The sequence below is a fragment of the Streptomyces caeni genome, assembly GCF_042678285.1.
Lineage (GTDB): Bacteria > Actinomycetota > Actinomycetes > Streptomycetales > Streptomycetaceae > Streptomyces > Streptomyces caeni.
Map to the genome: position 1 here is coordinate 1 of NZ_JBHUDX010000135.1, position 1,850 is coordinate 1,850.

Consider the following 1,850-nt stretch of genomic DNA (forward strand, 5'->3'; position numbering starts at 1 on the left):
CGACAGCCCCACCCGAAAGCCCGAAACGGACATCACGTCACGTACTGCCCTCTGAGGTCTTCGCGTCGAAGCCCTGCCTCATCCGGCCGGTGACCGAGGACTTGACCGCATTCTTGCGTGCCGAGAACGCGGGCAGCTGCCCCTTACCCACGCCGGGCTTGTGCCCGTGCGGATGCCCGGCACCACTACGTGCGCGATGCACGTCCGAAGCCGAACCCGTGGAACTGCGCGGCCCCGGACCATCCGGCGCCCCCAGCCACCGGGCCACATCGGCCAGCGCCTGCCTCATCCCGGGACCTGGATCAGCCGCGGCGAACGCCGCACCCTGCCGCGCCCAGAACGCCACACACATCACGAAGAGGGCAAGCCACACACGCCAACGCGACACCCGACGCACTACAAGACCAACTTCCGTACCCGAGGGGAGACATGCAGCACGGGATGTACGGCCTGTGGGGATCATCCGCGTGTCAGGGAGAATTTGTAACTGCCGCCCCCATGCAAGGGAACCCCGGTGGAAAGTCGTCGCCGAGATGTAAGAAGGAGTTAACCATCCACTCGGCTCCACAACGTCCTTGGCGCAGGCCCGCCGGAACGGCCGTCAGCAGACGGGGTTAGCATCCCCCCGCACCCCCGCACCCGGACGACCGGCGAAGGATTGCTCCCCATGACTCGACCCATCAGCAGACGGGCGGCTGCCACACTCGGAGCCTGCGCCCTTGCTGCCGCCCTGCTCGGCACACTCATTTGGTGGGTCGTGGGCAACTCCACCAGTCCGGCCCGACCGCCGGCTCCCGTCTCACATGTCGGCGTCGCACGGCGGGCATGTCTGCTCGCCGAACACACCGCTGGCTCCCGGACGGTGGACACCGTGTGGACAGGCATGCGCCAGGCCTCCGAACACAACCACGACCTCATCGTGCAGCGTTACACACTGCCGAACGGCATCCCGCCCAAGGCCTACCTCACCACCCTCACCCAGATGCGCTGCGAGACCGTGGTCACCGTCGGCCCCCGGCTCGCAGACGCGGTGGCGTCCAAGACCCTCCATGGTCGCTTCGTCGTCGTCACCGACCACAACCTCACCGCACCCCACGCCACCAGCCTCACCCCCGCGAACGCCACCAGCGCCGCCATCGCCGCTACCATTCGAGATCCATCATCTTGAAGTCGCTGGTCACGAAGCCGGCATGAGGCGTTGATCACGCGCTGATCGCTCACTGCCGCATCTCGTGCGGCTGAGGACGAGGGCCGTCGACGCCCTCCATACCGGCCAGACCGGCAACACCGTCCACGCGGTCGACGCCGCCAGCGCCCGCCGCACTGCCCGGGCAGGGCTGACATACGCCCAGCTGCCCGACAACTGACTGAGAGAAAGCGCGCACAGCCGTGGCCGACAAAATGTCTGAAGAATCCAGACCGGGGTCCGAATCCGAATCCGGTTCTGGTTCGTCCTCGTCCCTGCCACCGTCCATGCCGTCCGTGCCGGACGTCGTGTGGGAGAAGTTCGTCCAGGACAGCGAGCGTGAGATACCTGCCTCCGCACCCAAGGAACCGTCCGCACGCGCCCGGATGGTCACCGAACGGCTGCAGAAGATGGGCGAGGAGGCCGCCCCGCCGAGCGGCAAGGGTGGCAAGGCCGGCCGCCGGTGGGGACGCAAGGGCGACGAGAGGACCGAGCCTGCCCCGGCGTGGCAGCCCGAAGGCTGGCGTACCGGCCCCGCGTGGCGGGAGATGGACGGGCGGGCCGCGCGCAGGCGCCGTCTGTGGGGCATTCTCGGCGTCCCGGTGGCCGCCGCCCTCGCCGCCGTGGCCGTCAAGCCCTCTCTGATCCCCGGCGATCCCTTCGG

General features: G+C 68.5%; 2 protein-coding genes and 1 pseudogene. All 3 read left to right on the forward strand.

Going from position 1 to position 1,850, the window contains the following annotated elements; all coding sequences use genetic code 11:
• The first annotated feature begins 883 nt into the window (after nucleotides 1-883).
• A complete protein-coding gene (locus tag ACFSL4_RS35710; RefSeq protein WP_381092102.1) occupies nucleotides 884-1,168 on the forward strand; it encodes a hypothetical protein in 285 nt (94 codons plus the stop codon).
• 64 nt (nucleotides 1,169-1,232) lie between these two features.
• Nucleotides 1,233-1,367, forward strand: a complete 135-nt coding sequence (locus tag ACFSL4_RS35715; protein ID WP_381092103.1) for a hypothetical protein — start codon at nucleotides 1,233-1,235, stop codon at nucleotides 1,365-1,367.
• A 106-nt stretch (nucleotides 1,368-1,473) separates the two neighbouring features.
• Nucleotides 1,474-1,850: pseudogene (locus tag ACFSL4_RS35720) on the forward strand (hypothetical protein); the annotation flags it as partial.